General features: G+C 73.6%; 24 protein-coding genes and 1 pseudogene. 10 read left to right on the top strand and 15 right to left on the bottom strand.

The window, feature by feature from the left end; genetic code table 11:
• Positions 1 to 2 precede the first annotated feature (2 nt).
• Complete coding sequence (locus ABD981_RS17470) at positions 3 to 386, bottom strand: hypothetical protein (protein ID WP_046906614.1); 384 nt, start codon at positions 384 to 386, stop codon at positions 3 to 5.
• Positions 387 to 475: 89 nt separating this feature from the next.
• Here ABD981_RS17470 and ABD981_RS17475 point away from each other — a divergent pair, with 89 nt between their 5' ends.
• The 4 genes from ABD981_RS17475 to ABD981_RS17490 all read left to right on the top strand — a co-directional run bounded on the left by ABD981_RS17475 (position 476) and on the right by ABD981_RS17490 (position 2,314).
• On the top strand, positions 476 to 922 hold the full coding sequence (locus ABD981_RS17475; protein WP_046906613.1) for a MarR family transcriptional regulator: 447 nt from the start codon (positions 476 to 478) through the stop codon (positions 920 to 922).
• A 64-nt stretch (positions 923 to 986) separates the two neighbouring features.
• Complete coding sequence (locus ABD981_RS17480; protein WP_046906612.1) at positions 987 to 1,571, top strand: flavin reductase family protein; 585 nt, start codon at positions 987 to 989, stop codon at positions 1,569 to 1,571.
• Positions 1,572 to 1,854: 283 nt separating this feature from the next.
• Entirely contained in the window at positions 1,855 to 2,007 is a 153-nt protein-coding gene (locus tag ABD981_RS38925; RefSeq protein ID WP_382748321.1) for a DNA-binding protein, read from the top strand.
• Positions 2,008 to 2,011: 4 nt separating this feature from the next.
• The gene (locus ABD981_RS17490; RefSeq protein ID WP_046906611.1) at positions 2,012 to 2,314 is read left to right on the top strand and encodes a helix-turn-helix domain-containing protein; all 303 of its coding nucleotides are present in this window, start codon (positions 2,012 to 2,014) and stop codon (positions 2,312 to 2,314) included.
• Between the two features lie 10 nt (positions 2,315 to 2,324).
• Here the strand turns inward: ABD981_RS17490 and ABD981_RS17495 are convergent, their stop codons facing one another.
• Positions 2,325 to 3,635: an MFS transporter gene (locus tag ABD981_RS17495; protein WP_046906610.1), complete on the bottom strand. Its 1,311-nt coding sequence runs from the start codon at positions 3,633 to 3,635 to the stop codon at positions 2,325 to 2,327.
• Positions 3,636 to 3,785: 150 nt separating this feature from the next.
• The gene (locus ABD981_RS17500) at positions 3,786 to 5,027 is read right to left on the bottom strand and encodes an MFS transporter (protein ID WP_240495137.1); all 1,242 of its coding nucleotides are present in this window, start codon (positions 5,025 to 5,027) and stop codon (positions 3,786 to 3,788) included.
• A gap of 113 nt (positions 5,028 to 5,140) precedes the next feature.
• Here ABD981_RS17500 and ABD981_RS17505 point away from each other — a divergent pair, with 113 nt between their 5' ends.
• Positions 5,141 to 6,127, top strand: coding sequence for a GlxA family transcriptional regulator (locus ABD981_RS17505; RefSeq protein WP_046906608.1), 987 nt, complete (start codon positions 5,141 to 5,143; stop codon positions 6,125 to 6,127).
• Here ABD981_RS17505 and ABD981_RS17510 read toward each other — a convergent pair.
• The 3 genes and pseudogenes from ABD981_RS17510 to ABD981_RS17520 all read right to left on the bottom strand — a co-directional run bounded on the left by ABD981_RS17510 (position 6,088) and on the right by ABD981_RS17520 (position 9,448).
• Complete coding sequence (locus tag ABD981_RS17510) at positions 6,088 to 7,365, bottom strand: MFS transporter (RefSeq protein ID WP_046906607.1); 1,278 nt, start codon at positions 7,363 to 7,365, stop codon at positions 6,088 to 6,090. The genes ABD981_RS17505 and ABD981_RS17510 overlap by 40 nt on opposite strands.
• A 103-nt stretch (positions 7,366 to 7,468) precedes the next feature.
• Positions 7,469 to 8,519: pseudogene (locus ABD981_RS17515) on the bottom strand (Zn-dependent alcohol dehydrogenase).
• Between the two features lie 2 nt (positions 8,520 to 8,521).
• Positions 8,522 to 9,448: an SDR family oxidoreductase gene (locus ABD981_RS17520; protein WP_046906605.1), complete on the bottom strand. Its 927-nt coding sequence runs from the start codon at positions 9,446 to 9,448 to the stop codon at positions 8,522 to 8,524.
• Positions 9,449 to 9,548: 100 nt separating this feature from the next.
• Here ABD981_RS17520 and ABD981_RS17525 point away from each other — a divergent pair, with 100 nt between their 5' ends.
• Complete coding sequence (locus tag ABD981_RS17525; protein ID WP_046906604.1) at positions 9,549 to 10,487, top strand: cyclase family protein; 939 nt, start codon at positions 9,549 to 9,551, stop codon at positions 10,485 to 10,487.
• Positions 10,488 to 10,657: 170 nt separating this feature from the next.
• Here ABD981_RS17525 and ABD981_RS17530 read toward each other — a convergent pair whose 3' ends face one another.
• The 4 genes from ABD981_RS17530 to ABD981_RS17545 form a co-directional block, all read right to left on the bottom strand.
• A complete protein-coding gene (locus ABD981_RS17530; RefSeq protein ID WP_123954302.1) occupies positions 10,658 to 11,092 on the bottom strand; it encodes an ATP-binding protein in 435 nt (144 codons plus the stop codon).
• A 379-nt stretch (positions 11,093 to 11,471) separates the two neighbouring features.
• Positions 11,472 to 12,443, bottom strand: coding sequence for an acyl-CoA dehydrogenase family protein (locus ABD981_RS17535; protein WP_046906660.1), 972 nt, complete (start codon positions 12,441 to 12,443; stop codon positions 11,472 to 11,474).
• 8 nt (positions 12,444 to 12,451) lie between these two features.
• Entirely contained in the window at positions 12,452 to 13,585 is a 1,134-nt protein-coding gene (locus tag ABD981_RS17540) for an acyl-CoA dehydrogenase family protein (RefSeq protein ID WP_046906602.1), read from the bottom strand.
• The gene (locus tag ABD981_RS17545; protein ID WP_046906601.1) at positions 13,585 to 14,775 is read right to left on the bottom strand and encodes an amidohydrolase family protein; all 1,191 of its coding nucleotides are present in this window, start codon (positions 14,773 to 14,775) and stop codon (positions 13,585 to 13,587) included. Before ABD981_RS17545 ends, ABD981_RS17540 begins: the two co-directional genes overlap by 1 nt.
• Before the next feature lie 133 nt (positions 14,776 to 14,908).
• Between ABD981_RS17545 and ABD981_RS17550 the strand changes: the two genes are divergently transcribed.
• The gene (locus ABD981_RS17550) at positions 14,909 to 16,414 is read left to right on the top strand and encodes a class I adenylate-forming enzyme family protein (RefSeq protein WP_046906600.1); all 1,506 of its coding nucleotides are present in this window, start codon (positions 14,909 to 14,911) and stop codon (positions 16,412 to 16,414) included.
• A gap of 12 nt (positions 16,415 to 16,426) precedes the next feature.
• Here the strand turns inward: ABD981_RS17550 and ABD981_RS17555 are convergent, their stop codons facing one another.
• Positions 16,427 to 16,816, bottom strand: coding sequence for an STAS domain-containing protein (locus ABD981_RS17555; RefSeq protein WP_046906599.1), 390 nt, complete (start codon positions 16,814 to 16,816; stop codon positions 16,427 to 16,429).
• Between the two features lie 225 nt (positions 16,817 to 17,041).
• Here ABD981_RS17555 and ABD981_RS17560 point away from each other — a divergent pair, with 225 nt between their 5' ends.
• On the top strand, positions 17,042 to 17,626 hold the full coding sequence (locus ABD981_RS17560) for a sigma-70 family RNA polymerase sigma factor (protein WP_046906598.1): 585 nt from the start codon (positions 17,042 to 17,044) through the stop codon (positions 17,624 to 17,626).
• A complete protein-coding gene (locus tag ABD981_RS17565; protein WP_046906597.1) occupies positions 17,623 to 18,843 on the top strand; it encodes a zf-HC2 domain-containing protein in 1,221 nt (406 codons plus the stop codon). The genes ABD981_RS17560 and ABD981_RS17565 overlap by 4 nt, the downstream gene beginning before the upstream one ends.
• A gap of 42 nt (positions 18,844 to 18,885) precedes the next feature.
• Here ABD981_RS17565 and purU read toward each other — a convergent pair whose 3' ends face one another.
• Both purU and ABD981_RS17575 read right to left on the bottom strand, forming a co-directional pair.
• On the bottom strand, positions 18,886 to 19,737 hold the full coding sequence (gene purU / locus ABD981_RS17570) for a formyltetrahydrofolate deformylase (protein ID WP_046906596.1): 852 nt from the start codon (positions 19,735 to 19,737) through the stop codon (positions 18,886 to 18,888).
• Positions 19,738 to 19,783: 46 nt separating this feature from the next.
• Positions 19,784 to 20,230, bottom strand: coding sequence for an SCO4402 family protein (locus ABD981_RS17575; protein ID WP_046906595.1), 447 nt, complete (start codon positions 20,228 to 20,230; stop codon positions 19,784 to 19,786).
• A gap of 193 nt (positions 20,231 to 20,423) precedes the next feature.
• On the opposite strand from ABD981_RS17575, the gene ABD981_RS17580 reads away from it, so the two are divergent.
• Positions 20,424 to 21,689 (top strand): ABC transporter substrate-binding protein, encoded by a 1,266-nt coding sequence (locus ABD981_RS17580; protein ID WP_046906659.1) that lies wholly within the window; start codon positions 20,424 to 20,426, stop codon positions 21,687 to 21,689.
• A 15-nt stretch (positions 21,690 to 21,704) separates the two neighbouring features.
• Here the strand turns inward: ABD981_RS17580 and ABD981_RS17585 are convergent, their stop codons facing one another.
• Positions 21,705 to 23,132 (bottom strand): hypothetical protein, encoded by a 1,428-nt coding sequence (locus ABD981_RS17585; RefSeq protein WP_046906594.1) that lies wholly within the window; start codon positions 23,130 to 23,132, stop codon positions 21,705 to 21,707.
• Positions 23,133 to 23,264: 132 nt separating this feature from the next.
• Positions 23,265 to 24,647: an NsdA family TPR-like regulatory protein gene (locus ABD981_RS17590; protein WP_046906593.1), complete on the bottom strand. Its 1,383-nt coding sequence runs from the start codon at positions 24,645 to 24,647 to the stop codon at positions 23,265 to 23,267.
• Between the last annotated feature and the right edge of the window lie 143 nt (positions 24,648 to 24,790).

Here is a 24,790-nt window from a genome sequence, read left to right on the forward strand (position 1 = left end):
CCCTACGCCACTGCGCCCGCCACGCCCGTACGCCCGTCCGGCACGCCCGCGACGGTGACGATCACCTGACCGCGCACGCCCTCGCCGAGCACGCCGGCGAGGGCGTCGGTCGTAGCGGCGACGAGCCGTGCGGGGGCGTCGGGGACCTCCGGGAGGTGGTAGGCGGCCTCGCGCATGCTGAGCGTGACGAGCGGGCCGTGGGTTTCGGTCGGGACGCCGCCGAGGCCCCGGCGGTGCTGGGGGACGCCGATCAGGTCGACGCCGACGAGACGGGCGAAGCCGTCGCCGAAGACGGCGCCGACGGCGTCGGTGAGGGCGCGGATCAGAGGGGCTTCGACGGTGCCGTCGAGGGTCTCCTCGCGGATGTGCACGGTGAAGTGGGGCATAGCGGACCGACCTCCGTACGATGAGGGGGTTTAGCTTTGCCAGTAAAACACCTTTGTACTCAAAGGTAAATGAGGGAGGCCGCCGCCGCATGTCCGGGAACGCCGACGACACCGTCCGCGAGCTGCTGCTGCTCATGCCCCGCCTGATCGGCCGGGCCAAGCGGATCCCCGTCCCCGAACCGCTCCGCCCCCTCGACCTGGCCCCGCGCCACCTCTCCCTCCTCGCCCTCCTGCTCTTCGACGGGGACATGTCCGTCAACGAGCTCGCCGCCCGCCTGGAGGTCGCACCGACCACGGTCAGCCTGCTCGTGGGCGACCTGAGCCGGAAGGGCGTGCTGGAGCGGCGCGAGGACGAGCGGGACCGGCGCCGCCGGATCGTCCGGATCGCCGAGGCCCACGCACCGGCCATCACTGCCTGGCTGGCCCCGGGCGCCGCCGCCTGGCGCACGGCCCTCGCCCCACTGACGGCGGAGCAGCGGCGCCTGTTCGTGGACACCCTGCTCGCCTACGAGACGGCCGTGGGCGAGGCCGACTGAGCCGCGGGGCTTCTCATCTGACGCTCCGTCAGCTTCACTGGTCGGCATGATGGGACACGCTGGGATGGCGGCCACCGCCGTCCGATACCTCAGGTCGGCCGGGGCGCCCACGGCCGTGGAACCCCTGCCCCGCCCCGCGCTGCGCGCCGTACGGGACGACGAGCGGCTGCCGGTCGACCCCGCCGAGTTCCGGCGCGTGCTCGGGCACTTCGCGAGCGGGGTCACGATCGTGACGGCCCTGGACGCCGAAGGCCCGGCGGGCTTCGCCTGCCAGTCCTTCGCCTCGCTCTCCCTCGACCCGCCGCTGATCGCCTTCATGGTCGCCCGCACCTCCACGACCTGGCCCCGGATCGCCCGCGCGGGCACCTTCTGCGTCAACATCCTCGGCGCCGACCAGGGCGGACTGTGCCGTTCCTTCGCGGTGAGCGGCGCCGACAAGTTCGCGGGCGTGGAGTGGACCCCGGCCCCGAGCACCGGCTCCCCCCGCCTCCCGGACGCCCCGGCCTGGCTCGACTGCACGATCACGACGGTCCACACGGGCGGCGACCACCTCATCGTGGTGGGCCGCGTGGACTCCCTCGGCGCCACGGACGGCACGGCGGACCCGCTGCTGTTCCACCGGGGGCGGTTCGGGCGGTTCAGCGAGTAGCACCAAAAGCCCCCCAGGCGCCGACTCACCCGTTCGGATGCTCCTGGGCAACCGACGCCCCGCACGGCTACGCTGGCTATAACGTCCGCGTTATGTCGTGGGGAAGCGTCGAAGTCGAGCCGGAGGTGGAAAAGTGGTTCCTCGGGCTCAGTCCGGGCCATCGCGGTACCGCCGCGTTCTACATCGACCTCCTGGCCGACCAGGGTGTGCACCTCGGCGAGCCGTACACGCGCCAGCTGTCCGGGAAGGTCAGGGAACGCGCTTCCACCTGGACGGCGACGCGATGCGCATCACGTACTGGATCGCGCCCGAGCGACGGATCATTCTCCTGACCGCCTTCCGCAAGACGCGACAGCGGGAGCCGGCCGAGATCGCTCGGGCCGTGCGGGCCTGGGCTCACTGCGTCGGGCAGGAACACACCGTCGACGAGGGGTGACCCGATGACCAGCCGAGAAGACTGGGCCGACCTGCGGCAGGACGCGCTGCGCGACCCCGAGGCGGTCGCCTCGTACGAGGCGACCCGCATCCGGTACGAGCTGGGGGTCGCCGTTCGGGCGAGGCGGGAGGAGCTGGGTATGACGCAGAGCCAGCTCGCGCTGGCGAGCGGGCTCCAGCAGCCCGCCGTCGCCCGGTTCGAGGCCGGCGGCACGATGCCCACGCTGCCCGTGCTCGAACGGCTCGCCGCGGCGCTGGACCTGCGCCTGCACGTCGGGTTCGAGCCCTTGGACCGCGCCGCCGGATGACCGCGCCGCCCTACGCCGCCACCACCCCGCCCCGGGGCCGCCGGATGACCAGGGCCATCAGTGCCGCCGCCGCGCACAGGGCGCCGGAGGCGTACCAGACGGGGTCGTAGGAGCCGAAGACGTCGCGGGCCAGGCCGCCGGCGAAGGCGACGGCGGCGGCGCCGACCTGGTGGGAGGCGAGGACCCAGCCGAAGACGATGGCGCTGTCCTCGCCGTAGTGCTCGCGGCACAGGGCGATGGTCGGCGGGACCGTGGCGACCCAGTCGAGGCCGTAGAAGACGATGAAGAAGAGCATCGGCGGGTGGACCGCGGGAGCCAGCAGCATCGGCAGGAAGAGCAGCGAGACGCCGCGCAGGGCGTAGTAGACGGCGAGCAGGCGGCGGGCCTCGAAGCGGTCGGTGAACCAGCCGGAGGCGATCGTGCCGACCACGTCGAAGACGCCGATCACGGCGAGGAGTCCGGCCGCCGCCGTCACCGGCATGCCGTGGTCGTGGGCGGCGGGCACGAAGTGGGTCTTCACCAGGCCGTTGGTGGAGGCGCCACAGATCGCGAAGGTGCCGGCGAGCAGCCAGAAGGGGCCCGTGCGGGCCGCCTTGAAGAGGACCGTGACCGCGCGGCGGGCGGCGCCGGTGACGGGGGCGGGCTTGTCGGCGTACTCCCCGCCGTACGGGGCCAGGCCCACGTCCGCCGGGTGGTCGCGCAGCAGCAGCCAGACGAAGGGCACGACGGCGAGGGCGGCCAGCGCGACCGTGACGGCGGCGGGGCGCCAGCCGTGGTGCTCGACCAGCCAGGAGAGCAGCGGCAGGAAGATCAGCTGCCCGGAGGCGCCGGCCGCGGTCAGGATGCCCGTGACCAGGCCGCGCCGCGCGACGAACCAGCGGTTGGTGACCGTCGCCGCGAAGGCCAGCGCCATCGAGCCGCTGCCGAGGCCGACCAGGACGCCCCAGAACAGGATCAGCTGCCAGGCCGCCGTCATCCAGACGGTGAGCAGGGAGCCGGCCGCGATGACCGTGAGGGCCAGCGCCACGACCCTGCGGATGCCGAAGCGGTCCATCAGCGCGGCCGCGAACGGTGCCGTCAGGCCGTACAGCGCGAGGTTCACGGAGACCGCGAAGCCGATCGTGCCGCGCGACCACGCGAACTCGCCGTGCAGCGGCTCGATCAGCAGGCCGGGCAGCGAGGCGAAGGCCGCCGCCCCGATGATCGTGACGAAGGTGACGGCCGCGACGAACCAGGCGCGGTGCACGCGGGGGGTGCGGGCGGACGGGCGGGAGGCGGCGGGCGGCGCGGGCCGCGCGGGGGGCTCGGTTGTCTGGGTCACGTCATACAGAATCCGGCCATCGGAGCCCCGCCACCATTGGCCCGAGGGACGGGTTTGCAACGGATCGGGCCAGGCGGGCCGACCCGCCGACCCGCCGGCCGGACTCCGAACCCGCCCGGCGCACCCGGCACGCCCGTGCGCCCACCCCGCCTACGCCCTCGGCAAGGTCCTGATCGGCCGCACCACCAGCAGTGCCGTCACCACCAGCACCGCGATCCCCGCCCCGGCCAGCAGCACCTGCTCCGCGCCCACCACCGCCGCGACCGGGCCCGACAGGGTGCGGCCGACGCCCATCATCAGCAGCGATCCGGCCACGTCGTACGCGTGCATCCGGTTCAGCGCGTCCTGCGGGACGTGGGTCTGGACCGCCGTCGACCACATCACCAGCCAGAAGGCGAAGGCCGCCCCGCCGGTGAACTGGCCCGCGTACAGCAGCGGCACCGCCGCGTCCGTGCCGAGCAGCAGCAGGTTCACCGGCAGGCCGAGCAGGGCGACCGCCCCGGCGGCCAGCGGGCGGACCGGGCGCAGCCGCAGGGCGAGCAGGCCGCCGACGGCGCTGCCCGCTCCGTTGACGGCCATCAGCACGCCGTACGTCGCCGAGCCGTGCTGCTCGGTCACCAGGCTCGCGGTGAGCGGCACCATCGGGCCCGCCACCGTCAGGCCGTACACCGTCCAGATGGAGATGACCCCCCACAGCCAGCTCCGGGCCCGGAACTCACGCCATCCGAGAGCGAGTTCGGAGGCCATAGAGCCGCGCCGGATCCCGTCCGAGGGGACCGGAGCGAGCCGCATCAGGGTGAAGCAGAGGGCGCTGACGGCGAAGGCGGCGCCGTTGACGCCGAAGGCCGCGCCGGCGTTCCACAGGGCGACGAGCAGACCGGCGGCGGCCGGGCCGGCCATCGTCATGAGCGCCTCGACGACCCTGAGCACCGCGTTGGCCCGCTGCACGTCCGGGGCGATGCGCGGGATCGTGGACGCGACGCCCGGCTGGAAGAGGGCGGCGCCGATGCCGCTGACGGCGGACAGCACGTACACGGCCCACAGCGGCGGGCTGCCGAGCGCGAAGGTCACCCCGAGCAGCACCGCGCCCGGCAGCCGGAGGAGGTCGGCGAGGATCATCATGCGCCGCGCGGTGAAGCGGTCGGCGAGCACGCCCCCGAAGAGCACGAAGACGGCGAAGGAAGCGGTCCACAGACCGAGCGCGTAGCCGACGGTGGAGCCGGAGTGACCCGCGCCGATGAGCCCGGCGGCGAAGGCGACCGGGACCATGCCCTCGCCGAACACGGCGACCGCGCGGGCGACGAAGAAGAGCCGGAAGTTACGGTTCCAGAGGGCGGGAGCGGGCGGCTCGGTGGGGGCGGGGATCCCCTCGACGGGTGCGGGCGGCTCCACGGGGGCGGGAATCCGTCCGTCGGCCTCAGACTTGTACGTGTTGTCCGTCACGAGCACACAGAGGTATCAGTGACTGGTCTGGACCACCACTGGATTTCAAGGAGCGAGCAGGAGTGAGCAGCATCCGTCCGCACCGGGTCGCCGTCCTCGCCCTGCCCGGCCTGCTCCCCTTCGAACTCGGCATCCCGCACCGGATCTTCGGCCGCGCCAAGGACCCCGGCGGACGGTCCCTGTACGAGATCGTCACCTGCGCTCCGGTCCCGGGGCCGGTCCCGACGGACGCCGACTTCTCCGTGCACGTCGAGCACGGACCCGAGGTCCTCGCCACCGCCGACACGGTGGTCGTCCCCGCCTCGTACGAGCTCGGCCCCGTCTACGAGGAGGGACGGCTGACCCCGGAACTGGCGGCGGCGCTCGCGCACGTCCGGCCCGGCACCCGGCTCGTCTCCATCTGCACCGGCGGGTACGTGCTGGCCGCCGCGGGCTACCTCGACGGGCGCCCGGCCACCACCCACTGGGCCTCCGCCGACCACTTCCAGCGGCTCTTCCCCCGGGTGCGGGTGGACGCGGACGTCCTGTTCGTGGACGACGGGGACGTGCTGACCTCGGCGGGGGTCGCCGCCGGGATCGACCTGTGCCTGCACATCGTGCGCCGCGACCACGGCACGGGCGTCGCCAACGAGGTGGCGCGTCGCACGGTCGTGCCCCCGCACCGGGACGGCGGCCAGGCCCAGTACATCGCGCGCCCGGTGCCCGAGGCGGGCAGCTCGACCACGACCGCGGCCCGCGCCTGGGCCCTCGCCCACCTGCACGAGCCGATCCAGCTGCGGGACCTGGCGGTGCGCGAGTCGATGAGCGTGCGGACCTTCACCCGCCGTTTCCGCGAGGAGGCCGGCGTCAGCCCGGGCCAGTGGCTCACCCGGCAGCGGGTGGAACGCGCCCGTCACCTCCTGGAGTCCACCGACCTCCCGGTCGACCAGATCGCCCACGACGCGGGCTTCGGCACCGCCCAGTCGCTGCGGGTGCACCTCCAGGCGGCGATCGGGGTGACCCCCACGGCCTACCGGCGCACCTTCCGGGCGGCGGGGGCCGTGGGCTGAGCGACCGCGCCGGGTGCCGCCCCGGCCGCCCGGTCCCCGGCCTCCTCCGCCTCCTCCGCCCCGTCCGCCCTCCGCGCCACCGGCATCCGGCGCTCGCCCCACACCCCCACCGCCGTCAGGACCAGCGTCAGGACCACCCCGCACAGGATCGCCGTCGACGGGGCCACGACCCCGAGCAGCGCGCCCGCGAGGGTGCCGCTGACCGCGTATCCGGCGCCGACCGCCGCGTACATCACCGAATAGCCGGCGGCGAGGGCGCCGGGCGGCAGGATCTGGCGCAGGGCGAGGTTGCGGGTGAGCATGGCCGGGGCCTGGAGGAGTCCGGCCGCGATCAGGGCGGCGCCGACGGCGGCGGTCCAGGGCAGGACGGCGACGAGCGCGACGCCCGCGGAGACGGCGACGATCAGGACGGCGGACTGGACGGGCAGCCGCCCCGGCCAGGAGTCGCGCAGGCCGTAGAGGAAGGCGCCGACGGCCGAGCCGATCGAGAAGCCGGCGAGCAGCGGCCCGGCCCAGCCGATGGCGGCCCCGCGCTGTTCCAGCAGGGCGGGCAGGACCAGCTCCGCGAGGGCGAGCAGGGTGAGGCTCGCCGCGCCCGTGACGTACACCGGCCAGGCCCGGGCGAGGACCCGGCCCATCGCTGCGCCGGTCTCCTTCGCCTCGGCGGACCAGCCCGCGGGGAGCAGCCACAGGCCCGCCACGGACAGGGCCATGAGCCCGGCCTGGAGCAGCGGTGGTACGGCGGGCCCGGCGCCGAGCGCGAGTCCGGTGGCGAGCGCGGGGGCGGCGGCCCAGATCCCGAAGGTCAGGACCGACTCCATGCTCATCGCCTGGGTGACCGCCCGCTCCGGGACCAGGCTGGTGAGCAGCGCCCGCTGCCCGCCGGGGACGGCGGCCGGGCCCGCGCCGGCGCAGAAGGCGAGGGTGCCGAGGAGGACGGGGTGGGCGCCGCCGCCCGCGAGCCCGAGCCCCGCGAAGCCGGTGGCGCCGACCGCGAGCCCGGCCGCGAGCTGCGGCCGGGCCCGCTCCGCGTTCATCCGCATGCCGAGCACGGGCGCGGCGATGATCTCGCCGAGGACGTACGCGGCGGCGAGCACGGCCCCGAGGGCGTACCCGCCGGGCTCCTCCCGTACCAGGAAGACCAGCGCGAGCGGCGCCATCGCGACGGGCAGCCGGGCGGCGACGGTGACCGCCGACCAGGCGAGGACGGGGCGGGTGACGAGCTCGCGGTAGGACATGGACAGGACCGTAACGAGGTACGGCCCTGCTGCCCAGGCACTTTCGGCGGCCTCGTCGGCCGGGGGCGCCCGGGCCGGGCCGGCGCGATCCGGCGGACAGCGCCTAGAAGGTGAGCACCCCCCCGCGCCACCTTCCCCTGTTCCGCGTCCTCCACGGCCCGCTCGAACTCCTCCACCGGGTAGGTGGCGGTGACCAGTTCGTCGAGCAGGAGCCGGCCGGAGAGGTAGAGCTCGGCGTAGAGGGCGATGTCCTTCTGGGGGCGTGAGGAGCCGTAGCGGCAGCCCAGGATCGACTTGTCCAGGAACATCGCGGCGGGCGGGAAGCTCGCCTCGGCCTTGGGGGCGGTCATGCCGAGCAGGATGGCCTGGCCGTGCCGGTCGAGCAGGTCGATCGCGGTGCGGACGAGGCCGGTGTGGCCCACGCATTCGAAGACGTGGTCCGCGCCGGTGGGCAGGATCTCCCGTACCGCGTCCGTCGAGGCGAGGAAGTGGGTCGCGCCGAAGTCGCGGGCCACCGTCTCCTTCGCCGGGTTGGTGTCGACGGCGACGATCGTCGTCGCGCCCGCGATCCGGGCGCCCTGGAGGACGTTGAGGCCGATGCCGCCGGTGCCGATGACGACGACGGTCTCGCCGCGGTCGACCCGGGCCCGGTTGAGGACGGCCCCGACGCCGGTGAGGACGCCGCAGCCCATGAGGGCGGCCGAGGTCAGCGGGATGTCCGTCGGGATCTTCACGGCCTGGACGGCCTTGACGACGGTCTTCTCCGCGAAGGAGGAGTTCGAGGCGAACTGGAACAGCGGCTGCCCGTCGCGGGAGAACGGCCGGCCGGGCATCCCGATCGCCTTGCGGCACATCGTCGGGCGCCCGCGGTCGCAGTCGGCGCAGGCCCCGCAGTTGGCGAGGGTGGACAGGGCCACGTGGTCGGCCGGCACGACGTGCGTGACGCCGGGGCCGACCGCCTCCACGACGCCGGCGCCCTCGTGGCCGAGGACGACGGGCACGGGGAAGGGGATCGTGCCGTCGACGACCGAGAGGTCGCTGTGGCACAGCCCGGCCGCGGCGATCGCGACGAGCACCTCGCCGGGTCCGGGATCGCGGACCTCCAGGTCGTCGACGACCCGGACCTGCTTCCCGTCGAAGACGACGCCTCTCACGGTCAGCCCTCCTTGCGGGAGTTGGGGCGGTCTCCGGCGGCGGCCGCCCGCGCCATCTCCTCCAGCTGCTGGAGCATCGGCATCGGGTCCGTCCCGACCGTGCCCGGGAGGAAGTCGGCGATCCGGTCCGGGGTCCAGGCGCCGCCCTCGGCGTATCCGGCCCGCAGTTCGCGGGGCTGGGCCCAGACGGCGATCTTGGGTCCGGCGATCGTGTAGACCTGGCCGGTGATCTTCTCGGCCCTGGCCCGGTCGGAGAGCAGGTAGACGACGAGCGCGGCCACGTCCTCCGGTTCGCCGATCTCCTTGAGCTCCATGGGCACGTTGGCCGACATCCGGGTGCGGGCGACGGGCGCGACCGCGTTCGCCGTGACGCCGTACTTGTGGAGGCCGAGCGCCGCCGAGCGGACCAGGGAGATGATGCCGCCCTTGGCCGCCGAGTAGTTGGCCTGGGCGACCGAGCCCTGGTGGTTGCCGCTGGTGAAGCCGACGAGGGTACCGCCGCCCTGCCGGCGCATGACCGCGGAGGCGGCCCGGAAGACGGTGAAGGTGCCCTTGAGGTGGGTGGCGACGACGGGGTCCCACTCCTCCTCGGACATGTTGAAGAGCATCCGCTCGCGCAGGATGCCGGCGACGCACACGACGCCGTCGATCCGCCCGTACTCGGCGAGCGCCACGTCGACGACGCGCTGCCCGCCCGCCATCGTCGAGATGTCGTCGGCCACGGCCACGGCCGCCCCGCCCGCCGCCTCGATCTCCTTGACGACGGACTCGGCGATCTCGCTCGTCGGCTCGCCGCCCTCGATGGAGACCCCGTAGTCGTTGACGACGACCTTCGCGCCCTCCGCCGCGCAGGCGAGGGCGACCGCGCGGCCGATCCCCCGCCCCGCGCCCGTCACGGCGACGACCTTCCCTGCCAAGAAGTTCCCCACGCCCGGCCCCTTCCCGCGGTTTCTGACGGTCCGTTAGATTCTTTCGTCGTCAGGATTCTACGGCCCGTCAGATACCGGAAAACAAGACCCCGGAGGCCCGATGTCTTCCCCCAGCGCACTCCCGCCCGAATTCCACGAGATCGCCAAGCGCGTCAACAACTGGGGCCGTTGGGGCCGGGACGACGAGATCGGCACCCTCAACCTGATCACCGACGAGGTGGTCCGCGAGGCCGCCGCCACCGTCCGCACCGGCCGGCGCGTCCCGCTCGCCGTCGCCCTCGAACAGGACGGCGTACAGACCGGCATGATCCCCGGCCGGGTCAACCCGCTCCACGTCATGGTCCAGATCAACCAGGAGCTCTTCGGCCCCGGCACCGTCGCCACCAGCGACGACGCCGTGACCCTCGGCCTCCAGGCCGGCACCCACTGGGACGCGCTCACCCACGTCTCGCACTCGGGGCGCATCTACAACGGGCGGCCCGCCGACACCGTCACCGCGCACGGCCGCTCGCAGTACAGCGGCATCCACACCGCCCGCCACCTGGTGAGCCGCGGGGTGCTGCTCGACGTGGCCGCCGCCAAGGGCCTGGACCGGCTGCCCGGCGACCACGCCGTCACCCCCGAAGACCTCGACGAGGCGGCGGAGTTCGGCGGGGTCACCGTACGCTCCGGCGACATCGTCCTCGTACGCACCGGGCAGATCCGGGCGTATCTCGCCGGGGACAAGCACGGCTACGCGTTCCCCTCGCCCGGCCTGTCCGTGCGCACGCCCGAGTGGTTCCACGCCCGGGACGTGGCGGCGGTCGCCAACGACACGCTCACCTTCGAGATCTTCCCGCCGGAGATCGAGAACCTGTGGCTGCCCGTGCACGCCCTCGACCTGGTCGAGATGGGCATGCTCCAGGGGCAGAACTGGAACCTGGAGGAACTGTCCACAGCCTGTGCACAAGAGCGGCGGTACGCGTTCCTGCTCTCCGCGATGCCGGAACCCTTCGTGGGCGGGACGGGTACCCCCGTGGCACCGGTGGCCGTCCTCTGAGGCCGGCCGGGCCCCGACGGACGTGGGTGGCGGCGCACTCGCGCGCGCCCCGAGCACGGCACGACCGGGCCGCCACCCGTCACGACCCGCGCTCGCCGAGGGGCCACGCCCCTCGGCTCCCCTCGCCGTACGAATCGCTCACCCCAGGGTGATCAATTCGCCACGAACCGTCAACAGTGCACCCGGGAGGGTGAGCCCTGCGCGAGCGTCCCCGCGGCCGGGGCCCGGTCCACCTCGCACCAGATGCTCTTGCCGGCGCCCTCGCGCTGCCAGCCCCACCGGTCGGCCAGGCCGTCCACCAGCTCCAGACCGCGCCCGTTGGTGTCCTCGCCCTCCGCGTGCCGGGGCTTGGGCGGCCGGTCGCTCGTGTCGGCGACCTCGACCCGCACCCCGCCCCCGCCGAACAGCATCCGCAGCACGGCCGGGCAGCCCGTGTGGACCACCGCGTTGGTGACGAGCTCGGAGATGAGCAGCACCAGCGTGTCCGCCAGCGGCTCGTCGTCCCCTATCCCCGACCCGGCCAGCCGCGAACGCGCCCAGCGCCGGGCGCGACCCACCTCGGCCGGATCGGGTCCGACCTCCAACTGAACCTGAAGCACCTGCACCGTTCACACCATCCGAACCGGCGTCCTCGACGACCTAACGGAACGTGATTCCCTTGTGGGACAGCATGGTTGACGTACAGTCACCGCAACAAGCGCTTCGGGCATATTCCAGCGCGAAGGAGTACGTGTGGTCCATACTGTGCGACGCACGTCGCTGGGAGTCGAACAGAGGCGCGCGCAAGGCCGCCGGGGGGTGCGAGCGGCGGGCATTCCCGGACGCGGCGCCGCCGCATCGGCAGCACCGGCGCGATCCGGGCTCACACACACTCGCATCCCACGGAGCGTACCGGAGCCGGAGGCCGACTCCGGCCCGTGACGACCGCGCCGAAGGACACAACACGGTATCGACGCTGTGTGACGCCGCGACCACGGGCGGCGCCTACAGCCGCGCGGCCACCAGCTCCTCCGCCGCCGCCCCCGACAGCCCGCGCTCGGCCCGCACCCACGCCCGCTTGAGGTGCAGGTGCACGTCCGCCTCCCAGGTGAAGCCCATCCCGCCGTGCACCTGGAGGCAGTCCCGGGCGCAGAGGGTCGCGGCCTCGTCGGCGAGCAGCCGGGCCCCGGCGATCTCGACCGGGTCGGCGGTGACGGCCGCCGCGTAGACGGCGGCCCGGGCGAGCTCGGTCCGCACGAGCATCTGCGCGCACAGGTGCTTGACCGCCTGGAAGGCGCCGATCGGCTGCCCGAACTGCTCCCGGGTACGGGCGTGGGCGACGGCCAGCTCGGTGGTGCGGGCGGCGCTGCCGAGCTGTTCGGCGGCGGTGAGGAGGGAGGCCTCCTGGGCCTCCTGGGCCTCCCGGGCCTCCCGGGCCGCCGGGTCCGCCGGGTCCGCCGGGTCCGCCCGGTCTGCCCAGTCCGCCGGGTCCGCCCGGTCCGGCCGGTCCGGATCCGGCCGCGCACCCCCGGCGCCCGGCACCCGGTGCAGCGGCGTCAGCGGGTCCACGCTCCGCACGGGAACGGCGGACCCGGCCTCCCCCCGTACCGTGTCCGCCTCCGTCAGCCACTCCACGAACCCGCTCGGGTCGACGGCGGTGACGACCGCGGCCCCCTCCGCCGCCCCCGGCACCTCCCCCGCCGCCAGGTGCGTCGCGATCAGCGGTCCCGGCAGCAGCGCCCGCCCGGCCTCCTCGAACAGCAGCACCGCCTCCGGGAGCCCGAGGCCGACCCCGCCCGCCTCCTCGGGCAGCCGGAGCGCGAAGAAGCCGGCGGCGCCGAGCTCGCGCCACAGCTCCCGGTCGAGGGACCCGCGTTCCACGGCCGCCCGCAGCGCGTCCCGGCCGAAGCTGCGGTCGAGCAGCTCGCGCACGCCCCGGCGGAGCGCCCGCTGGTCCTCGGTGAGTCGGAAGTCCACGGTCGGCTTCACCGGCCCTTCGGCAGGCCGAGGATGCGCTCGGCGACGATGTTCTGCTGGATCTGCGAGGTGCCGGCGGCGATCGTGTACGACAGCGAGGAGAGCCGGTCCTGGTTCCACTCGCGGCCCAGGTCGAGCGCCTCGGGCCCGAGGACGGCGGCGGCCGCGTCGTACAGCTCCTGGCGGGCGTGCGAGTAGCGCAGCTTGAACACGGAGCCGCCGGTGCCGGGGACGCCGCCGCTCGCCTGGGCCTCGCTGACGTTCCACTGGGTGAGCCGCCACAGTGCCTGGAACTCGGCGCCGAGGCGGCCGAGCCGGCGGCGCAGGACGGGGTCGTCCCAGGTGCCGTTCTTCCGGGCGGTGCGGGCGAGTTCGCCGAGCACCCGGCGGCAGGCGACGACCTCGCCGACGAAGGCGGTGCCGCGTTCGAAGGAGAGGGTGACCATGGTGACGCGCCAGCCGTCGTTCTCCTCGCCCACCCGGTTGGCGACCGGCACGCGCACCTCGTCCAGGAACATCTCGGCGAACTCGGTGGACCCGGCGAGGGTGCGCAGCGGCCGGACCGTGATCCCGGGGGCGTCCATGGGCATGGCGAGCCAGCTGATGCCCCGGTGCCTCGGGGCGTCCGGGTCGGTGCGCACGAGGAGTTCGCACCAGTCGGCGGCCTCGGCGTGCGAGGTCCAGATCTTCTGGCCGGTGACGACGTACGCGTCCCCGTCGCGGACCGCCCGGGTGCGCAGGGCGGCGAGGTCGGAGCCGGCCTCGGGTTCGCTGAAGCCCTGGCACCAGACCTCGTCGCCGCGCAGCACGGGTTCGAGCCAGCGTTCGCGCTGTGCGGGCGTGCCCTCGGCGGCGATGGTGGGCCCGGCGTGCAGGAGGCCGACGAAGTTGGCGCCGACGTAGGGGGCGCCGGCCCGTTCGGTCTCCTCCAGGAAGATCAGGCGCTGGGTCGGCGAGGCGTCCCAGTGGACGTGGCCGTACCCGGCGTCGTAGAGGCGCCGCTGCCAGCCGCAGTCGTACGCGCGCCGGGCGGGCCAGTCGAGCGGGTCGGGCTTGGGCGGCAGTCCGGGCAGCGCGGCGGCGAGCCACTCCCGCAGCCGGGCCCGGAACTCCTCCTCTTCCTCCGTGTAGGCCAGCTCCATCAGACGATTCCGAGGCCGAGCATGCGGATGGCGTTGCCGCGCATCAGTTTGTAGACGGTCTCGTCGTCGAGGCCCTTGACGTGGTCGAGGGCGACGTCCTTGGTGTGCGGGAAGGTGGAGTCGACGTGCGGGTAGTCGGTCTCGAAGGTGGCGTTGTCGCGGCCGACGACGTCGAGCGAGGCGATGCCGTGCTTGTCGCGGAAGAAGCAGCAGAAGATCTGCCGGTAGTAGTAGGTGGAGGGCGGCTCGGGGATCAGGTCGCGGACCCCGCCCCAGGCGCGGTGCTCCTCCCACACGTCGTCGGCGCGCTCCAGGGCGTACGGGATCCAGCCCATCTGGCCCTCGCTGTAGGCGAGCGTGAGCCGGGGGAACTTCACCAGGACGCCGGAGAAGAGGAAGTCCATCATCGACGCCATCGCGTTGTTGAAGGAGAGGGACGCCTGGACGGCCGGCGGGGCGTCCGGGGAGGCGGCCGGCATCTGGCTGCTGGACCCGATGTGCATGTTCACCACCGTCCCGGTCTCCTGGCAGACCGCGAAGAACGGGTCCCAGTAGCCGGAGTGGATGGACGGCAGTCCGAGGTGGGTGGGGATCTCGGAGAAGGTGACGGCCTTGACGCCGCGGGCCGCGTTGCGCCGGATCTCGGCGACGGCGAGGTCGATGTCCCAGAGCGGGATGATGCACAGCGGGATCAGCCGGCCGCCGCTGTCGCCGCACCACTCCTCGACCATCCAGTCGTTGTAGGCGCGGACGCAGGCGAGGGCGACCTCCTTGTCGTGCGCCTCGGCGAAGGTCTGGCCGCAGAAGCGGGGGAAGGTGGGGAAGCAGAGCGAGGCCTCGACGTGGTTGAGGTCCATGTCCTTGAGCCGCTCGGCCGGGTCCCAGCAGCCGGGCCGCATCTCGGCGCGGGTGATGCCCTCCAGGGTCATGTCGTCGCGGTCGAAGCCGACGGCGGCGATGTTCCGCTTGTACGGGAACATGAGGTCCTCGTAGATCCACCAGTCGGTGGGCGGACCGTCGGGGTCCATCGTGATCCGGTACTTCCCGCCCACGTAGGCGAGCTCGCCGATGCCCGCGGTGAGGGCCTTGGGCCCCCGGTCGCGGTACTTCGCCGGCAGCCAGGTGTCGAAGAGGTGGGCCGGCTCGATCACGTGGTCGTCGACGCTGATGATGCGGGGCAGTTCCGTCATGGAGCCTCTCCCATTTCTGATGACCCGTCAGATCCTGTGGAGCCAGGCTAGCCCCGACCCCCTGGACCGACAAGCGCCGGACCTCTACGCTCACCGCACCATCTGACGGAACGTCAGCCACGAGGAGTACGGGATGAACGAGACCGCACACGCCCTGGGCGAGTCCCGGACGCTCTGGGAGCTCGTCGAGCGCCGCGCCGCGCTGACCCCCGACCGGCCCGTCCTGCTCCAGGGCGACCGCGTCCTCACCTTCGGCGAACTCCGCGACCGCGCCGAGCGCTGCGCCGCCGGCCTGTACGGCAGGGGCGTGCGCCCGGGCTCCGTCGTCGCCTGGCAGCTGCCCACCCGGATCGAGACCGCGGTGCTCTCCTTCGCGCTCGCCCGGCTCGGCGCCGTGCAAACCCCCGTCATCCCCTTCTACCGGGACAAGGAGGTCGGCTTCGCGCTGCGCGAGTCCGGCGCCGAGTTCTTCGCGGTCCCCGGGGTCTGGCGCGGATTCGACCACGCCGCGATGGCCCGGCGGCTCGGCGCGCGGGGGGTCTTCGAGGCGTACGAGCCGGACGCGCTGCCCGACGGCGACCCGGCCGTGCTCCCGCCGCCGCCCGCCTCCGGCACCGACGTGCGCTGGATCTACTGGACCTCGGGCACCACCTCCGACCCCAAGGGCGTCCTGCACACCGACCGCTCGCTCCTCGCCGGCGGCTCCTGCCTGGCCCACGCCCTGCACCTCAGCGAGGCCGACGTGGGCTCGATGGCCTTCCCGTACGCGCACATCGCCGGACCCGACTACACGGTGATGCTGCTGCTGTACGGATTCCCCGCGGTCATGTTCGAACAGTTCGCGCTGCCGGAGGCGCTGGAGGAGTACCGCAAGCACGGCGTCACGGTGGCCGGCGGGTCCACCGCCTTCTACTCGATGTTCCTCGCCGAGCAGCGCAAGCAGCCGGGCGAGCCGGTCATCCCCACCCTGCGGCTCCTCGCGGGCGGCGGCGCGCCCAAGCCGCCGGAGATCTACCACGCGGTGACGCGCGAGATGGGCTGTCAGCTCACCCACGGGTACGGCATGACGGAGGTCCCCATGATCACCATGGGCGACCCGGGGGACACCCCCGAGAACCTGGCCGGCACCGAGGGCCGCCCGCCCGCCGGCATGGAGATACGGATCACCGCCGACGGCGAGGTCCGGCTGCGCGGCGAGGCCGTCTGCCGCGGCTACCTGGACCCGGCGCAGACCGCCGCCGCCTTCGACGAGGACGGCTTCCTGATCACCGGGGACGTCGGCCGGCTCACCGAGGACGGCCACCTCGTCCTCACCGGGCGGATCAAGGACATCATCATCCGCAAGGGCGAGAACATCTCGGCCAAGGAGATCGAGGACCTCCTCCACGAGCATCCCGGCGTCGGCGACGCGGCCGTCATCGGACTGCCCGACCCCGAACGCGGCGAACGCGTCTGCGCGGTCGTCGAACAGCCCGGGGGCGCCGAGCCGCTGACCCTGGAGACGGTCACGGCCTTCCTCCGCGAGGCGGGACTCTCGGTCTTCAAGCTGCCCGAACAGCTGGAGGTGGTGGAGGCGCTGCCACGCAACGAGACGCTGCGGAAGGTCCTCAAGTACAAGCTCCGCGAGCGGTACTCCTGAGCACCACGGGACTCAGCAGGCGGGGGCCGCCGTGCGGAGCGGCTCGGCCGAATCGTCGAGGGCCGCGGGGAGGTCCTCGTACACCTCGAAGAGGCGGCGGACCCCCAGGGCGCCGAGGACCCGGTTGACATGGGCGCCGTCCTCGGCGCCGCGGGCGGGCAGGACCATCCGGAGGTGGCCGCCGCAGGAGCGCATCAGCCGCCGGGCGGCGACGAGCACGCCGACGCCGCTGGAGTCGCAGAAGCGGACCCCGGCCAGGTCGAGGACCAGCTCGTGCCGGCCGGCCGCGACGGCGTCGTGGACGCGTCTGCGGATCAGCGGGGAGGTGACCAGGTCCAGTTCGCCGCTGATGCGCAGCACGGTCCATCGGTTCTGCTCGTCCTCGTCGACCCGGATCGTCACGAGCGGCGCCTTTCAAACGGAGGCAGTGCTTCCCGTGGTCTCCGCTGCCCCGTCGGGGGGCCGCGAAACCCCCGGGGCCGAGGTTGCCCCGTTCCTTACCATCCCCGAATCCGTCAAGGGCGCACTTGCGGCAAAGAGGAGTGCGCCGGGTCCGGGCGCATTACTTTGGAGAAGAACCCGGTCAGGAGGGCCGGGGCGTCGGGAGGGCTGCCGGGAGGGCTTCGGATGGCGAAGGACACACCGCCGCGCTGGGACCGCAGGATGCAACAGCGGCTCGCACGCGGCGAGGCGGCCGCCCTCGGCGAGCTGTACGACCGCTTCGCCTCCCTCGTGCACAGCCTCGCCCACCGGGTGCTCGACGACGACGACGCGGCCGACCAGGTCACCCGCGAGGTCTTCGGCTACATCTGGGAGAACCCCGACGCCTACGACCCCAAGCAGGGCAACCTGCGCGCCTGGGTCGCCCGGCTCACCCAGCGGCAGGCCGTGCACCGGCTGCGGCAGTCCGAGGCGGAGGCGTACGCGGAGCGCGGCGAGGGTTCGGCGGAGGAGCTGGAGCAGAAGGTGCGCCGGGCCTCGGTCGCGGCCCGCGCGGACTACATCGTGACCTCCATGCCGACGCCGCTGCGGCAGGCACTGGAGCTGGCGTACTTCCAGCGCCGGGACTACCGGCAGACCGCCGCGGACCTGGGCGTCACCGAGGACGAGGCGCGGCGCCGGCTGCGGCTCGGGCTCCAGCTGCTGTCCACGGCCAACACCCGTCCGCTGGAGGGCTCTTCTCCGCCCGGCTCCTACGGACGTCCGCTGTGACCGGGGCGAACGGCGATCCTGAGGAGACCGCACGCGCCCCGCGGATACCGGGCCCGAGGTGGGCGGCGGACGACCACGCGGACCTGTCGTCCCCGCCGCCGGACCCGCCGGAGCCGCCGCTCCCGCACCGCGTCCTCAAGTCGCTCCTCGGCGCCTGGGCGCTGTCCGCCTGCTCGCCCGAGGAGACGCAGGCCGTCGAGGACCACCTCACCGAGTGCGCGCCGTGCGCCGACGAGGCGCTGCGGCTGCGCGACGCGGTCGGGCTGCTGCACGCCGAGCGCGACCTGGACCTCGACCCGCTGCTGCGCTCGCGGGTCCTGGAGAACTGCCTCGGCCGGCGCCCGGCGCGTATCCCGGTGCCCGTCTGGGCCACCCCGTACGACGCCGAGACCGCGCGGCTCGACGCGCTGCTGCGCGACATCGGCGAGTCGGAGTGGCACGCGCCGGTGCGGCTGAAGTGGTTCGAGGACGAGCGCCGGGTGAACCGGAAGACGACCGTGGCCGGGGTGATCGGGCACCTCCTCGCGGTGGACGGCCTGGTGGCGGCGTCCCTCGGCCTGGACGACCCGCTGGGTCCCGGCGTGGGCGAGCTCTCCCCCGCCGAGCGCACCGAGGCCTACTGGAACGGCTCGCCCCGGCCGCCGACCCGCGCGGTCCGCGAGCCCTGGCGGGAGCAGAGCCACACCCTCATCCGCACCGCCTCCTTCGCGGGCCGCGGGGTCGCGGACCTGACGGTGACGTACGGCGACTTCGCGCTGCCGCTGCGGGACTCGCTCCTGGAGCGGGCCTTCGAGTGCTGGGTGCACGCGGAGGACATCGCGCAGGCGGTCGCCTATCCGTACGACCCGCCGAGCGGCGCGCACATGCACGACATGATCGACCTCGCGGCCCGGCTGCTCCCGGCGACCCTCGCCGGACGCCGCCGTACGGGCCTGGCGGCCCCGCCCCGCGAGCTCGTCGCGGCCGGCTCGCCCGGGCGCTCCCTCCACCTGGAGATCGAGGGCGCGGGCGGCGGCCACTGGTACATCGCCCTGGACTCCCCCGCGGCGCTCGGCTCCCGCGAGCACACGGTGGCACAGGTGGCGATGGACGGCGCCGAGTTCTTCCAGCTGGTCGCCGGTCACATCCCGCCGGAGGAGGCCGCCGCCGGCCAGGACGGCGACCGCGAGGCGATCCGCGACGTGCTGTGCGCGGCGGCGTCCTTGAGCCGGATGTAGCGGAGGGCGCCCCGGGCCGGGGCGCGGCGGGCGTCCGCGGGGCTACGCGAAGACGACCGTGCGACGGCCGTTCAGCAGGATGCGGCGTTCGGCGTGCCACTTCACGGCGCGGGCCAGGGCCTGGCACTCGACGTCGCGGCCGATCGCCACCAGCTGGTCGGGGGTCACCTCGTGGCCGACCCGCTCGACCTCCTGCTCGATGATCGGGCCCTCGTCGAGGTCCGCCGTGACGTAGTGGGCGGTGGCACCGATCAGCTTCACGCCGCGGGCGTGCGCCTGGTGGTAGGGCTTGGCGCCCTTGAAGCTGGGGAGGAAGGAGTGGTGGATGTTGATGATCCGCCCGGAGAGCCGCTTGCACAGGTCGTCGGAGAGGACCTGCATGTAGCGGGCGAGGACGACCAGCTCGACGTTCTCCTCGTCGACCAGGGCGAGGAGCTCCGCCTCGGCCTCCGCCTTGGTGTCCTTGGTGACCGGGATGTGCCGGAAGGGGATCCCGTAGGAGCCGGCCAGTGCCGAGAACTCGGTGTGGTTGGAGACGACCGCCACGATCTCGACGGGCAGCGCCCCGATCCGCGAGCGGAACAGCAGGTCGTTCAGGCAGTGGCCGAACTTCGACACCATGAGCACGACGCGCATCCGCTCGTCGGCCCGGTTGATCTGCCAGTCCATCGTGAACGAGTCGCCCACCGCGGCGAAGCTGGCCCGCAGCTTCTCCACCGTGACCGGCGCCTCCGCCGAGAAGTGGACCCGCATGAAGAAGAGACCGGTGTCGCGGTCCCCGAACTGCTGGCTGTCCTCGATGTTGCATCCCGTGATGAAGAGATAGCTCGACACGGCGTGCACGATGCCCTGCTTGTCGGGGCAGGAGAGGGTGAGGACGTACTGGTCGGTCATTGGCCCAGCCTGCCACACCGGGCGGACCGCCCCGCGCCGCCGTCCGTCAGGCGGAACGGGTCATGATGCGCAGGATCTCCAGGGAACGCGGGGGCACCTCGGGGTCCTCCCCGTCCGCCGTCGCCATCCGTACGTGTGCCTCGCGGGCGGCCCGCACCGCCTCCGGCCACCCGTGGTGCTCCAGGTACGCGGAGACCGGGGCGTCCGGGCCGACCTGGTGCATGATCCGCAGCACCCGCAGCACGGCGACGTCCACCAGGGCGGCCTCGCCGGAGTCGCGGAAGATCGTTCCCACGTACTTCTCGGCGGACCAGTTGTCCAGCCAGGTGTCCTCGACCAGGCGGTAGACGGCGTCGGTGACGTCGCCGTACCCCTCCTGGCCGGCCAGCCAGGTCGTCTCGTGGAACCCCGGGTCCGAAAGCATGTGGAGCGCCGAGCGCACGTTGCTGCGCCAGCGCCACCACGGCATGTCGTTGAGAGGCATGCCGCCCATGGTGGAGGAGCGACGGCCGCGACGGGAAGAGTTCACCGAAGGGGAGGTGGTACCGGACATCGCTCGATCGTACGTTCACCCACTGACAGCGCCCGTTCCGGGCCCGGGCGGCCCCTGTAATTCACCTTCTCGTCACCCAGCGTTGAAGCGTGCTCACTCCCGCGTTACCCGTGGGGCGGAATTGTGCATGCCCATGACCGGTAGGCGACTCACTTCACTCATCGCGTACGTCACGACAGCGGCGACAGGTGTGTCGCTGCTCACCGGCTGCGGCGTACTCCCTGGAGCCACGGGGGGCTCCAGGGAGCCCGTCACCGTCATGACCTGGGCACCCGACCAGACCCGCGCCACCAACATGCCCGGCATGCCCGCCATGGCCCAGGCCTACGCCCGCTGGGTCAACAGCCAGGGCGGCCTCGACGGGCACGAGCTGCGCGTCCTGACCTGCAACGAACAGAACACCACCGCCGGCGCCGCCGCGTGCGCCCGCCGGGCCGTCCGCGAGGGCGCCGTCGCCGTCGTCGGCTCGTACAGCCAGAACGGGCGCGCCTTCATGGCCCCCCTGGAGGCCGCCGGCATCCCGTACATCGGCGGCTACGGGATCTCCGAGGACGAGTTCACCTCCCCGCTCTCGTACCCCGTCAACGGCGGCCAGGCCTCCCTCATCGCCGGGCACGGCATGCAGCTCGCGGCCGGCTGCCGCAAGGTCTCCCTGGTCCGCCCGGACACCATCGCCGGGGACAAGCTGCCCGACCTGCTCAACTCCGGCCTGCGCAAGGCCAGCCACCGCAAGGCCATCGACATCCCGGCCGTCGAGGACGCCGCCGAGTACACCGAGCAGGCCGACCGGGCCCGCGCCCGGGCCGGGGACGAGGGCGGCTGCGTCACCGCCGTCCTCGGCGAGCGCACCCAGACCTTCTTCGACTCCTTCCGGCGCCTGCCGGAGGAGGAGAAGGACAAGGACGGGAGCACCGTGCGGATCTCCTCCGTGCTCGGCAGCGTCGGCCAGCCCCTCATCGACCGCACCGGAGGCGCGCACAGCCCCTTCGAGGGCGCGTTCGTCACCGGCTGGTACCCCGACGCCGACGACGGGAGCTGGGCCCCGATGCGCAAGGTGATCAAGGAGCACGCCTTCGTCGACAACCGGGTCGACCCCTCGGACGCGGGCGTGCAGACCACCTGGATCGCGTACACCGTGCTCAAGCAGGTCGTGGAGTCCCTCGACAGCGACCGGGTCACCGCCGTGCAGCTCTCGCACGCCCTCGACAACGGCGTGCGGATCGACACCGGCGGCCTGACCCCCGCCCTGCGCTGGCGGTACGACGACCTGCTCGGCGCCCCCGGCTTCCCCCGGATCGTCAACCACGACGTGACGTTCCAGGTGGTCCGCCAGGGGCGGCTCGTGGCGCAGAAGCCCGGCTTCGTCGACGTCGGCGAGACCGTGCTGGCGGCGCCGTAGCCCGCGCGGCGACGCCTACAGCTGCGTCTGGCTGCGCTTCGTCAGTCCGTACTTCTCGGCGGTCGGGTTCCACAGCCCGGCCGCCTCGCGCTTGGCGGCGCTGGCCTCGCCGCTCTTCTTGTTGGCCTCGATCGTCTGCGAGGTCGAGCGGGCCCTGCCGCCCTTGCAGACCTTCTTGCTCTTCGCCTGGTCGGCCCAGGCCGCGTAGTGGTCGTCCGCGGAGGCCGAGGCCTGCCAGGCCTTGGTGAGGGCGGCGGTGAGCGCGCCGCTGTCCGGGATCTTGTCCACGGAGAGCGCCTGCAGCCGGGTGACCAGACCGCGCCGCTGCTCGGCGGCGCCGCGCAGGTCGCCGGCGGCCTTGTCGAGGTCGGAGCAGGTCTTGATCGCCTCGACGGAACGGATCACCGCGTCGCGGCTGTTGTTGCTGTCGGCGAGCAGCTTGTCGAGCTCCTTGGCCTGCGCCTCGGCCGGGTCGGCGGGCTTGTCGGCGGTCCCGCCGCCGGCGGACGGCGCGGAGGAGCTCGCGGCCACGTTCTGGCCGCCCTTCTGGTCGTCCTTCTTCTCGTCCCCGCCGCTGAGCAGCGCGCCCGCGCCGAGTCCGATCACGGCGCAGCCCACGACGACGGCGCCGATCAGCGCGACCGGCGACTTCCGGCGGCGCGGCTCGGGCTCGTCGTACCCCTGCTCGTCGTAGTACGCCCCCTGGAAGCCGCCCCCGCCGTACTGCTGCTGGGGCTGCTGGGGCTGCTGCGGGGGCGCCTGCGGCGGCTGGTACGGCTGCTGGTGCAGCTGGACCGACGGCTGCTGGTGCTGCACGACGGGCGGCACGGGGGCCGCCGCCTGCTGCGGCGTCTCGCTCCGGAAGAGGCTCTCGAAGTCGGCCAGCGGCGGCCGCTCACCGGATGCGGGCGCGGCGTGCGGGGCGTACGGGGCCTGCGGCGTCTGCTGCGGCGGTACGGGCGCGATGAACTGGGTCGCCTGCATGTCCGGGCCCGGACCGGCGGGGCCCGGGGCGACCGGCGGGATCATCTGCGTCGCCTGGGCGTCGGCCACCACCGGCGGGATCATCTGCGTCGCCTGCGCGTCGGCGGCCATCGACGGCAGGTACTGCGTGGCCTGCGCGTCGGCGGGCGGCTGCGGATAGCCGTACCCCTGCGGGGCCTGGTGCTGGGCCTGCTGCGGCGCGGGCGGGTAGCCGTAGCCCGGCTGGGGCTGCTGCTGCGGCGGCGCGGGCGGGTACCCGTAGCCCTGCGGCGGCTGGGCCTGCTGCGGCGGCGGGTAGCCGTAGCCCGGCTGGGGCTGCGGGGCCACCGGCGGCTGGGCCGGGACCGGCGGCAGGTACTGCGTGGCCTGGGCGTCCGAGGAGCCGCCAGGGGTCACCTCAGGGGGGAGGGGCTGAGCGGCCGGATACTGCTGCTCCGGCCCCTGTCCGCTGTGCGTCACCGGGACTCCTACTGATGCCTGCTGATGGACCTGCGTGCCTACGGAAGCGTCGGCTCACGCTACCGGGTGCGCCCAGCGCCCCGCACACACGTGTGACAGAGGTGTGACGTAGGACGCCCCCGGGAGCCGTCGCTATGCCGCGTGCAGCTCCAGCCTCGCCCCGAACTCCCGCACCACCGCCTCCCCCGCGTACGGCTCCAGACGGTCGCGCAGGTCCTCCAGGTACTCCATGCCCCGCGAGGAGCGCAGCGTGGCGAGGAGTTCGAGGGCCCGGGTGCCCGTCTGGCAGGCCTGCTCGACCTCGCGCTGCTGGACCTGCGCCGTGGCGAGCAGCGCGAGGCCGATCGCGCGGCGCCTGGCCCGGGTCTCGGGGTGCCCGGCCAGCGACTCCCGGGCCGCCTGGGCCGCGGCCCGCGCCTGGCCGAGGTCCCGGTGGCCGTGGGCCAGCTCGTCCGCGAGGTAGGCGGCGTCGAAGTGGGCGATCCAGTCCGGGTCGTCGCCCGACTCCGGGTCGGCCTGCCCCAGGGCCTCCATCGCGCGCCCCGCCACCGGCTCGAAGGAGGAGATGTCGCCGAGCAGCGCGTGGCCGCGGGCCTCGGCCGCGAGGAACATGGCCTGCGCGCGGGGCGTCACGTGCCCCCGCGCACCCTCCTGCGCGGCCCGCGCCAGCTGGGCGATCTCGCGCGGGTTGCCGAGCTGGGCGGCGAGGTGGCTCATCGACGCGGCCAGCACGTAGCCGCCGTAGGCCCGGTCGCCCGCCGCCTGCGCGAGGCGCAGCGCCTGGATGTAGTAGCGCTGGGCGAGGCCGGGCTGGCCGGTGTCCACGGCCATGTACCCGGCGAGCTCGGTCAGCCGGGCGACCGCCGCGAACAGCTCCCGCCCGACCGCCTCCCGGTACGAGCCGGAGAGCATCCCCGACACCACGCTGTTGAGGTAGTGGACCACCACCGGCCGTACGTGCCCGCTGCCGAAGCGCCGGTCGAGGTCGACGAGCGCGCCGGTCATCGCCCGTACCGCGGCGACGTCCGAGGGCCCGACCCGCGCCCCGGCGGCCCGTGCCACCTGCGGGTCGGCGCCGGTGATCAGCCAGTCGCGGCTGGGCTCGACCAGCGCCGAGGCGGCGACGGCGGAGCCGGACAGGAAGTCCCGGCGGCCCACGTCGCTGCGCCACAGCTCGCAGACCTGCTCGATGGCGCCGAGGACGGTCGGCGCGAACTGGAGGCCGACGCCCGAGGCGAGGTTGCGGCCGTTGGCCATCCCCACCTCGTCGATCGTGACCGTGCGGCCCAGTTTGCGGCCGAGCGCCTCCGCGATGACGCCCGGTGCCCGGCCGCGCGGCTGCTGCCCGCGCAGCCACCGCGCCACCGAGGTCTTGTCGTACCGCAGGTCGAGGCCGCGCTCCGCGCCGACCATGTTGACCCTGCGGGCGAGGCCGGCGTTGGAGCACGCGGCCTCCTGGATGAGCGCCTGCAGCCGTTCGTTGGGCTGGCGGGCGACGAGTGGCCTGGCTGCCATGATGACTACCCCCTGAGGCCGTGCGGTGATCAACAACAGGACTGATCAATGCCCGGCAGATATCCGGTCAATGCCGATGTGAACACGCGAAACCGGACACGTCGGTCGCGAGCGCCTCCGGGCACACGTCACACCGACGCCCT

It is taken from the genome of Streptomyces showdoensis (genome assembly GCF_039535475.1).
GTDB classification, from domain to species: Bacteria; Actinomycetota; Actinomycetes; order Streptomycetales; family Streptomycetaceae; genus Streptomyces; species Streptomyces showdoensis.

What these genes read in the sequence shown, in the direction of transcription:
- ABD981_RS17470 (WP_046906614.1), bottom strand. Translation starts at nt 386, where the DNA reads ATGCCCCACTTCACCGTGCACATCCGCGAGGAGACCCTCGACGGCACC.
- ABD981_RS38925 (WP_382748321.1), top strand. Translation starts at nt 1,855, where the DNA reads ATGCGCATCACGTACTGGATCGCGCCCGAGCGACGGATCATTCTCCTG.
- ABD981_RS17540 (WP_046906602.1), bottom strand. Translation starts at nt 13,585, where the DNA reads ATGGAGCTGGCCTACACGGAGGAAGAGGAGGAGTTCCGGGCCCGGCTG.
- purU (WP_046906596.1), bottom strand. Translation starts at nt 19,737, where the DNA reads ATGACCGACCAGTACGTCCTCACCCTCTCCTGCCCCGACAAGCAGGGC.
- ABD981_RS17510 (WP_046906607.1), bottom strand. Translation starts at nt 7,365, where the DNA reads ATGTCCTACCGCGAGCTCGTCACCCGCCCCGTCCTCGCCTGGTCGGCG.
- ABD981_RS17525 (WP_046906604.1), top strand. Translation starts at nt 9,549, where the DNA reads ATGTCTTCCCCCAGCGCACTCCCGCCCGAATTCCACGAGATCGCCAAG.
- ABD981_RS17560 (WP_046906598.1), top strand. Translation starts at nt 17,042, where the DNA reads ATGGCGAAGGACACACCGCCGCGCTGGGACCGCAGGATGCAACAGCGG.
- ABD981_RS17550 (WP_046906600.1), top strand. Translation starts at nt 14,909, where the DNA reads ATGAACGAGACCGCACACGCCCTGGGCGAGTCCCGGACGCTCTGGGAG.
- ABD981_RS17490 (WP_046906611.1), top strand. Translation starts at nt 2,012, where the DNA reads ATGACCAGCCGAGAAGACTGGGCCGACCTGCGGCAGGACGCGCTGCGC.
- ABD981_RS17480 (WP_046906612.1), top strand. Translation starts at nt 987, where the DNA reads ATGGCGGCCACCGCCGTCCGATACCTCAGGTCGGCCGGGGCGCCCACG.
- ABD981_RS17545 (WP_046906601.1), bottom strand. Translation starts at nt 14,775, where the DNA reads ATGACGGAACTGCCCCGCATCATCAGCGTCGACGACCACGTGATCGAG.
- ABD981_RS17580 (WP_046906659.1), top strand. Translation starts at nt 20,424, where the DNA reads ATGACCGGTAGGCGACTCACTTCACTCATCGCGTACGTCACGACAGCG.
- ABD981_RS17575 (WP_046906595.1), bottom strand. Translation starts at nt 20,230, where the DNA reads ATGGGCGGCATGCCTCTCAACGACATGCCGTGGTGGCGCTGGCGCAGC.
- ABD981_RS17475 (WP_046906613.1), top strand. Translation starts at nt 476, where the DNA reads ATGTCCGGGAACGCCGACGACACCGTCCGCGAGCTGCTGCTGCTCATG.
- ABD981_RS17590 (WP_046906593.1), bottom strand. Translation starts at nt 24,647, where the DNA reads ATGGCAGCCAGGCCACTCGTCGCCCGCCAGCCCAACGAACGGCTGCAG.